An 8,809-nucleotide genomic window follows, 5' to 3' on the forward strand; every position below is an offset into this window, starting at 1 on the left:
AAATTAAACTTCCTACTCCTTACGGCCGAATTATAAATATATTTTTCTTATTTAAAATTCTTTAGTGAATATTCTATTATCATATCTATAAAATTGGTATAGCTTATTCCCTTTTCTCCTGCACTTTGTGGGAAAAGACTAGTTGCTGTCATTCCTGGTAAAGTATTTACTTCTAAAACATATGGAACTCCTTGCTCTGTGATTATCATATCTATTCTTGCATATACAGAACATTTTAGTGCCTTATATGTGTTAAGTGCCATTTCCTTAACTTCTTTATAAAGCTTTTCTTCTAAATTTATAGCAAAATGCTCTGCTCCGTTTGCTGAATACTTTTGTTCATAATCATAAAAATCTGTTTTAGCCTTTATTGCAAGTATTGGAAAAAGTTCATTTTCAAATACAGGGCAAGTTATTTCATCTCCTTTTACAAATTCCTCAATCATAACTTCATTGTCCCATTTTAAGCCTTCTTTAACAGCATTTTCAACATCTTCTCTTTTAGTTATTTTAAATGTTGCAACACTTGAGCCTCCATTTGTTGGTTTTATAAATACTGGATATTTCATTTCTTCTATAGCTTCATAATCAATTTCTTCTATTGATTTAACATTTAACCATCTTGCTGTTCTTATGTTATTAGCTTTTAATATAGTTTTAGTTAAATCTTTATCCATACATAATGAACTACTTAATGTATCACAACCTGAATATGGAATTCCTAAAGTTTTTAGTACAGCTTGAACAGTACCATCTTCCCCAAATTTTCCATGTAGTGCAAGTAAAGCAAAATCTATATCCTTCACCTTTTCTATAACATCTTCCTTCTTATCTATTACAATAGGAACAACTTCATACTTTTCTTTATTTATATGTTTCATCATAGACTTTCCACTATTTAATGATACTTCTCTTTCTGAAGATATTCCCCCCATTAATATTCCAACCTTCATAACAAGTCCTCCAATTTACTATAAAATTTACTTACTTAAATCTTTATTAATTATATCACTATACAATGTATGATTAAAGCAATAAAAGTAAACTAAATTTATAAAAGGGTGTAAAATTTATAACTTTACACCCTTTTTATATACATATTTGTTTCATTTATTTATTATCTTCAACTCATTTACTATTTTTAAATTATTAATTTTAATTTATTTTTATGTATTAACATTAATTATAAACTTAATACTAAATCTCATACTATAATTTTATATTTTTATTAACTTTACTTTTACTAACTTTGTTTTTGCTAATTTCTTTATAATATTTACATTGTTTTGTCAAACTGCATTGTTCACATTTTGGATTCCTAGCAATACAACATCTTCTTCCATGAAAAATTAACAAATGATGTGCTAAACTCCATTCTTTTTTAGGAAGTTCTTTTTGTAATTGCTTTTCTACTTCTAATACATTATCTGAATCTGCAAGGCCTAATCTATTTGATACCCTGAATACATGAGTATCTACAGCTATCGATGGAACTCCAAAGGCATTGGATAAAACTACATTTGCAGTTTTTCGTCCTGCTCCTGCAAGTGATGTTATTTCCTCCATAGTTTTTGGAACTTCACCATTGAAATTTTCTTTTAACTGGTTACACATCATTATTAAATTTTTTGCCTTACTTCTATATAATCCAATTTGTTTTATTCTCTTTTCTAATTCTTCTGTTGTAAGCTTTAAAAAAGCATCTAAATCTGGATAATCTTTGAATAAAGTTTCAGTTATTTCATTTACCTTTTTGTCAGTTGTTTGAGCTGATAATATAGTAGCAACTAAAAGTTGAAAAGCAGATTCATGATTTAACTCACACTTTGCATCTGGATAATCTTCCTTAAGCTTTTCTAATATTGTTTTTGTTCTTTGCTTCATAAAATCACCTATTTATATATTCCTCTATATTTTTCAGGTAGTAAAATAGAAATTGACTTCATTATATGCTCCATACATCTTTCATCAAAAACATGTCTGTCTTCATCTTTTTCTTTTACTGGTAATTGTAGCGGCTCACCGATTTTTATATTTACATCTGCATAATTAAACTTTTCTCCACCCATATCACCATTTTTATTTATAGGTAAGAGTATTTCTGTTCCGTACATTCCAATTGGTATTATTTGTGCTTTAGTAAGTCTTGCTATTAATAATACTCCCTTTTTCCCTTCAATCATAGCACCTGTTCTACTTCTTGTTCCTTCTGGAAAGATAACTAAGTTTTCTCCACCTTTAACAAGCTTAACTATTTTGGTTATGGCCTCTTTATCTGCTGAATTTGGCTTTATTCCTACATTTTTTATCATCGCTGTTCCAAGTTTTGTTACAGGGTCATTTGAAAGTTTTATTCCAGCTACGAAAGTTGGATCATATTTTTCTTTAAGAAGTTTATCTAATATTAACCCATCTGCATTACTTAGATGATTGCATATAAATATTTTAGTTCCTTCTACCTTTTCTATATTTTCAAAACCTTCTACTTTAATATTAGCATATTTTTTAAAAAATCTATTTACAATAACTTTTGTTATCTTTATTACTAATGACTCTGGTAATATGTTTATTACCTTTACTAATGTTGGTGATAACATTATTCTCCCTCACTTCCTTTAATTATACTTATATTATATTTTATTACTATTTAAAAGTCTATCCACATAATCCTTTAAATAAGGGGAATCTGTTTTTATTGATTTTATATCTTGATTATTATTATTTATTTTAATTAAAGCATTTCTTTTTAAAACATTTTTACCTCTCCATCCACAAGATGTATTTAAAAAGCTTTCCTTAAATCCTCTATTATTTATGTTAGCTAATTCATGACTATTTTCTTTATTCATAAAATCAAAAGGATAAAATTCATTTATGTTTGAGAAATTTATTTTTTCATTATATGGACAAGTATTTTGACAACTATCACAGCCAAAAACTCTTCCATTTAATAACTTTATATGTTTATCTTCTAAATCTTTTTTTTGGGTTAAATAAGAAACACATATATTGCTATTTTTCTTATATGGATTTATGGATTTACTTGGGCAAGCTTTATAGCATAATTCACATTCTCCACATTCCTTAAAATGTGAAAGTTCTTTAAAGTCTCTTTCATCACAATCTATTTCCATATCAGTTATTATTTCTCCTAAAAAAACATAAGAACCATATTTTTTTGTAATAATCAAATTATTTTTCCCTATAAAACCAATACCTGCTAAATAAGCAATATACCTTTCTGGCAAGAAATTGCTATCTACAAAAGGGATTGCTTTCCCACCAATACTTTCAATGTATCCACATATTTTCCCTAAATAAGATTTTACTACTTTGTGGTAGTCTTCTCCTCTAGTATAAACAGAAAAACCATTATCAAAGTAATCTATATCATGAAGATAAGGGAAAGCTATTGATATAATAGTTTTCCCTTCACTCATATAATTAAACGGATTTATTCTCTTATCAATATCTTTTTCTTCGAATTCATTTTCAAGACCTAGACTTCTTCTTTTATAAAAGAACTCTTTAAGTTCTGTAAACTCTCTACATTTTATAAATCCTAAAGTATCTAAACCTATTGAATTACAGTAATTTATTATATTTTCTTTATTCATGATAACCCCTATATAATCATATTGTTATATATTGTTTTTTTATTTCCATCTTCGTCTATTACTTCAATTATATCATTAATATTTCTAATAATATTTCTTCCAGCACATCCTACAACAGTAGCTTTTTCTGGCACTTCCTTTAAAACTACAGTATTAGCTCCAACTCTAGAACCCTTTTTTAGTGTTATGGGGCCTAAAACTTTTGCTCCTGCTCCAATTATAACATCATCTTCTACTGTTGGATGCCTTTTTCCTTTTTCTTTTCCTGTACCTCCAAGAGTAACACCATGATATATAGTAACATTATCACCAATTTCACTTGTTTCTCCAATAACAACACCCATTCCATGGTCTATAAATAGACCTTTACCTATTTTGGCTCCTGGATGAATTTCTATTCCTGTAATAAATCTAGCTATTTGTGATAATAATCTAGCGCAAAAGAATCTTTTATGACTATATAAAAAATGTGCTATTCTATATGCTATCATAGCATGAATGCAAGGATATAACAAAAGCACTTCTATCTTACTTCTTGCAGCTGGGTCACTTTCTAATATATTGTTTATATCATATCTTAAATTTTTAAACACAGCTATTCCTCCCTTTGTAAAAATTACTTGTAACTAATACTAATCATATATTCCCATAGATATATATTTTTCTCCACCATCTGGTGCTATTACTAAGACTTTTTTCCCTTTTCCAAGTTTTTTTGCTTCTTGAATCGCAACAAATATAGCTGCTCCTGAAGATATTCCTAACAAAATTCCTTCCTTTGACGCAAATTCTTTAGTAACTCTAAAAGCATCGTCATCAGAAACCCTTCTAATTTCATCTATACACTCTGGATTATATATTTTGGGTATAAAACCGGATCCTAGTCCTTGTATATTGTGGGCGGCTGCTCTTCCTCCACTTAAAACTGGTGAACTTTCTGGTTCTACAGCAATTATTTTTATTCCATCTATTTTCTCTTTAAGCTTACTTCCTACCCCAGTTACAGTTCCTCCTGTTCCTACCCCAGCAATAAATACATCTAAATCATTTATGTCAGAGTATATTTCTTCTGCTGTAGTTACATAATGTTTTTTTGAATTTGCTAAATTTTCAAACTGCTGAGGCATAAAGTAATTATCCTGCTTTGCTAGAGCTTTAGCCTTTTCTATGGCGCCATTCATTCCTTGTGCACCATCTGTTAATATAAGTTCTGCACCATATGCCTTTATTAGATCTCTTCGCTCTTTGCTCATGCTATCTGGCATAATTATTATAACCTTATATCCCTTTAATTTTCCTATCATAGCTAGTGCTATTCCTGTATTTCCACTTGTAGGCTCTACTATTATTGAACCTTTTTTTAAAAATCCTTCTTTTTCAGCTTTCTCAATCATTCCTAAAGCTGCTCTATCTTTAACACTTCCACCTGGATTATATTTTTCTAATTTAACATATATTTCAGCACTATCTTCATCAACTAAATTATTTACTTTTAATATTGGTGTTTTCCCTATTAAATCTAAAACGCCATTGTATATCATATTTTCCTCCCTATATATAAGTTCTAATTTAGATAATTTATTTTTAAAGTTTATTACAATTTTATTTCTATAATTGTATAGCTTTCTATAAAAAACAGACATATGTAAATTTTATCATTTCATTTCTCAACTTCAAGTAAACTAAACTTATTTATATTTACTTAAAAACTTAAGGTAATAAATTATAAAAAACTTCGCCTCCAAAATATAGAGACGAAGTAAAACTCTAATTGCAAATCCACTTACTTTTATCTTATTTTTTTCTTCCAAAGTGGATATAATATTTCATCTATTAAATCATGAGTATTTACAGCTCCAATTAACTTGTCTTCTTCATCAATTACTGGTATTGCTAACAAATCATATTTAGCTGCAAGTTCTATTGCTTCATCTACATTAACATCATGTCTAATAACTTCTATATTTTCACTCATTATATCTTTAACTTTAACATCAGGCTTATTTAAAATTAAATCTGATGGGTTTATTGATCCTAATATTCTATCTTCCTCGTCTGTAATATAAATTCTATATAATTCATCTTCTTCTAGTTCTTCCATTTCTCTTAATATATCTATTATTTCTCCTATTGTTATATCTAAATTAAAAGAAATAAAATCTGTGCTCATTATACTACCAACGGCTTCATCTTCATATCTTAAAAGTTCTTTTACTTCTTCAGCATCTTCTTTTTCTAAGTTTATAAGAATTTTTTCTCTTTCTTCGTCATCCAAATCATCTAATATATCTGCAATCTCATCATTTGGCATATTCTCTAAAAGTTCAGCTGCTTTTGTTTCACTTAATTCTTTTATAATACTACCTTTATATTCAGGCTCTATTTCTTCCAATGTATCTGCTGCCAAGTCTTCATCTAATGATTCAAAGATTTGTTTTCTTGAACTTGCATCTAGATTTTCTAGTATATCTGCAAGATCTGCTGGATGAAGAGTTGAAAGTTTTTTATATGGAACTGCTATTTGTAAATTATTATTTACCATTTCTAAAGATTCAACATCATCCCACATTAAAACTCTATCATCATAATCTTTCCTAAGTATCTTGTATATAAAACTACCAAGCTTTGCACAATTCATCCTTCTAAATCTTGCAAGAGGGCCTGTTTCTACTGCTATTACCCTGTATTCTCCAGCAATTTCTGCTATTCTTAAATCATCAACTCTTACTACTTGCTTTCCATTTATATCTACTATTTTTTTATCAAGTAAATGTTCTGATAAAAGATAAGAATAAGTTCTTGGGAGTATTTCTTTGCTTCCTCTTGTCACTATTTTTATCCTATTTTCTTGCTGATAAAAATTAATGCTTCTAAATTCATAGTGAAAAGTTGATCCATCTCTTTTGACTTTATAACCAATTACTCTAGGATACCCATCTTCAGTGGTTACATATATATCTTTAAGTTCTCCAAGACTTTCGTCAAATTCATCAAAGATCTTTCTTCCCAGGATATTTGTATATAGAAATACCGATAATTTCTTCATATCTTTTCCTCCTCACTTTTAGAGGAGTTAAACATAAATTTAATAAAATAAAATGGAATACAATTAATTTATAATGAAGTTTATCTCCCCTAAAACTCTAATATTCAATTTTGATAAGTTAATACTCTGAGGGACACCCTCCATTTAAATTCACCCCTTATTTATTTAGAATAAATATCTTTTATTTTGTTGTACATATATTCTCCAATATTATATTATATTAAAAACCACCAAAAAGGCAACCTTTTTAATAGTTAAATATTAAAGAATGAAAAAGTGGAAAAATTAGAGAAGGTTTTAAACACTTCACTATTCACTTTTTATAAAAATACACATAAAAAACACCTATAAACTTAGACACCTTTTATAAGTGTCTAGTATATAGGTATTTTCAAACTATCTTTTTTATTTAAATGTATATATAGACTTTAATAAGCAGCCTAATATTAATACTTCTCCAATTATAACATATGGATATAAGCTTATTCCACCTAACAATAAAATGTATTCTACTATGTAGATAATTAAGCTTATTAAAAGCATCCTCATACCAGCTTTATTAGAAAACGGTTTGTCTAAATTAATTAATATAAATACTGCTAAAGACGCTAATATGATTAAATATATTAAAATTGGTATTATTCCATTTTCTATTGAAATAATGAATCCAAAATTATTAGTTATACTTATACTAAACTTATATGTATATACTAAAAGTCCATATAGTAACCCTAATATTACCATAAAAATATAATTTCTACTGAATTTTATTCTTTCATTTCTTAAAAAGATATATAAGGATGATAGTATAATTAATGGAATACTAAAGTAATTGAGCAATGCATATTCTTTTAAAAAATATATTATTCCTTGTTTTTCTATTATCACTCCACATAATAGCACTATACATCTTAATATCATTGGTATTAATAAGATACTTATAAATAATTTAATTTTTTTAGGTGATAAGTCTATATTCTTTTTCCCTAGATATAAAATAAATGTAATTATAAATAACAAAAGACATAAATAGCTGAATTCTAACAATTGCACTCCTACCTTTTTATTACTGCTACTTATAATTATTAAAAAAAGTCTTATTTTATTCTAGTTTTATATTATTTTACTCCCAAAATTTTTAGTCCACCTTTTATACACTTTATATTAAGTGGAAAGTCTGGTCCCTTTTCACCATCTATATCAGTTACGATATCTTCATAAGATTCTATATATAAGTTATTAGTTTTAAAATAAATAACATTATCTGAATCTAAATGTTCTCCTCTTAATACTTTAACAAATAAAGGTATTAATTCTATTATTGGAATTGCCTTAAATATAATAACATCTAATTGCCCATCAGTAACATTTGCTTGTGTTGCTAGCTTGAAATTACCTGCTGTTTGACCATTAAAAACTAACATAAAATACATTTTACCTTCGTATTTCATCTCTTCTGAATCAATTTTTATGTCAAGTTTTCTAAAGTTTGGAAGTTCTTCTAATCCCTTTAGATAATATGCTAACTTTCCTATTGTATTTTTTAAATTTACATCTGTCTTTTGTGATACATCAGTAAATAAACCTGTGCTTGCAACATTTACAAAGTATTTATCATTTATACTTCCTAAATCTACTGGTGTAACTTCTGATGATAATATTTGTTTACATGCCTTTGATATATCTGATGGCATTCCTAAAAATTTACCAAAATCGTTTGCTGTTCCAACTGGTAATATTCCTATTGGAACTGATATTCCACATTTCGCCATAGCATTAACAACATTATCTATGGTTCCATCTCCCCAGCAATCAACACGTAATAATAATTATTTTCTTTAAAGTCATTAAAAGCATTTATAACATCTACTTCTTTATTTATTCTATACGGGACAATCGTGTATCCTGCGTCTTGGTGTATTTTTATAACCTTATCCAATTGATCTAATATCAAATTTTCTCCTGAGTATGGGTTATAAATAAATTTTACCTTTTTCACATTACCCCTCCTAGGTTTATTGTATTATTAATTATATAATTCCATATAATAAGTATAGAAGTTGCAATAAATATTCTACTCTTAACTAAATTATTTTAACAGCTTATATTAATTTAAGTAAAAGATGATGTAGATTATTGATTGAAA

General features: G+C 27.4%; 8 protein-coding genes and 1 pseudogene. All 9 read right to left on the minus strand.

Annotated features, from left to right (window positions below):
* Nucleotides 1–47: 47 nt before the first annotated feature.
* On the minus strand, nucleotides 48–953 hold the full coding sequence (locus tag A500_RS16710; RefSeq protein WP_016208746.1) for a D-alanine--D-alanine ligase: 906 nt from the start codon (nucleotides 951–953) through the stop codon (nucleotides 48–50).
* Between the two features lie 256 nt (nucleotides 954–1,209).
* Nucleotides 1,210–1,884, minus strand: a complete 675-nt coding sequence (nth, locus tag A500_RS16715; protein WP_016208747.1) for an endonuclease III — start codon at nucleotides 1,882–1,884, stop codon at nucleotides 1,210–1,212.
* Nucleotides 1,885–1,892: 8 nt separating this feature from the next.
* A complete protein-coding gene (locus A500_RS16720) occupies nucleotides 1,893–2,597 on the minus strand; it encodes a lysophospholipid acyltransferase family protein (protein ID WP_016208748.1) in 705 nt (234 codons plus the stop codon).
* Nucleotides 2,598–2,630: 33 nt separating this feature from the next.
* Nucleotides 2,631–3,617, minus strand: coding sequence for a tRNA epoxyqueuosine(34) reductase QueG (queG, locus tag A500_RS16725; protein WP_016208749.1), 987 nt, complete (start codon nucleotides 3,615–3,617; stop codon nucleotides 2,631–2,633).
* An 8-nt stretch (nucleotides 3,618–3,625) separates the two neighbouring features.
* Complete coding sequence (epsC, locus tag A500_RS16730) at nucleotides 3,626–4,210, minus strand: serine O-acetyltransferase EpsC (RefSeq protein WP_016208750.1); 585 nt, start codon at nucleotides 4,208–4,210, stop codon at nucleotides 3,626–3,628.
* Nucleotides 4,211–4,249: 39 nt separating this feature from the next.
* A complete protein-coding gene (gene cysK, locus A500_RS16735; protein ID WP_016208751.1) occupies nucleotides 4,250–5,158 on the minus strand; it encodes a cysteine synthase A in 909 nt (302 codons plus the stop codon).
* A 248-nt stretch (nucleotides 5,159–5,406) separates the two neighbouring features.
* Nucleotides 5,407–6,663 carry a magnesium transporter MgtE N-terminal domain-containing protein gene (locus A500_RS16740; protein ID WP_016208752.1) on the minus strand — a complete coding sequence of 419 codons (1,257 nt, stop codon included), beginning with the start codon at nucleotides 6,661–6,663 and terminating at the stop codon, nucleotides 5,407–5,409.
* 405 nt (nucleotides 6,664–7,068) lie between these two features.
* Nucleotides 7,069–7,407 carry a hypothetical protein gene (locus tag A500_RS21475; RefSeq protein WP_242835159.1) on the minus strand — a complete coding sequence of 113 codons (339 nt, stop codon included), beginning with the start codon at nucleotides 7,405–7,407 and terminating at the stop codon, nucleotides 7,069–7,071.
* Between the two features lie 374 nt (nucleotides 7,408–7,781).
* A pseudogene (locus A500_RS16750) lies at nucleotides 7,782–8,662 on the minus strand (YegS/Rv2252/BmrU family lipid kinase).
* Nucleotides 8,663–8,809 lie beyond the last annotated feature (147 nt).

The sequence above is a fragment of the Clostridium sartagoforme AAU1 genome (assembly GCF_000401215.1).
Taxonomy (GTDB): domain Bacteria; phylum Bacillota; class Clostridia; order Clostridiales; family Clostridiaceae; genus Clostridium; species Clostridium sartagoforme.

Bases quoted from the DNA above. Each gene is read 5' to 3' on its own strand.
- A500_RS16710 (WP_016208746.1), bottom strand. From the start codon at position 953: ATGAAGGTTGGAATATTAATGGGGGGAATATCTTCAGAAAGAGAAGTA.
- nth (WP_016208747.1), bottom strand. From the start codon at position 1,884: ATGAAGCAAAGAACAAAAACAATATTAGAAAAGCTTAAGGAAGATTAT.
- A500_RS16720 (WP_016208748.1), bottom strand. From the start codon at position 2,597: ATGTTATCACCAACATTAGTAAAGGTAATAAACATATTACCAGAGTCA.
- queG (WP_016208749.1), bottom strand. From the start codon at position 3,617: ATGAATAAAGAAAATATAATAAATTACTGTAATTCAATAGGTTTAGAT.
- cysK (WP_016208751.1), bottom strand. From the start codon at position 5,158: ATGATATACAATGGCGTTTTAGATTTAATAGGGAAAACACCAATATTA.
- A500_RS16740 (WP_016208752.1), bottom strand. From the start codon at position 6,663: ATGAAGAAATTATCGGTATTTCTATATACAAATATCCTGGGAAGAAAG.
- A500_RS21475 (WP_242835159.1), bottom strand. From the start codon at position 7,407: ATGGTAATATTAGGGTTACTATATGGACTTTTAGTATATACATATAAG.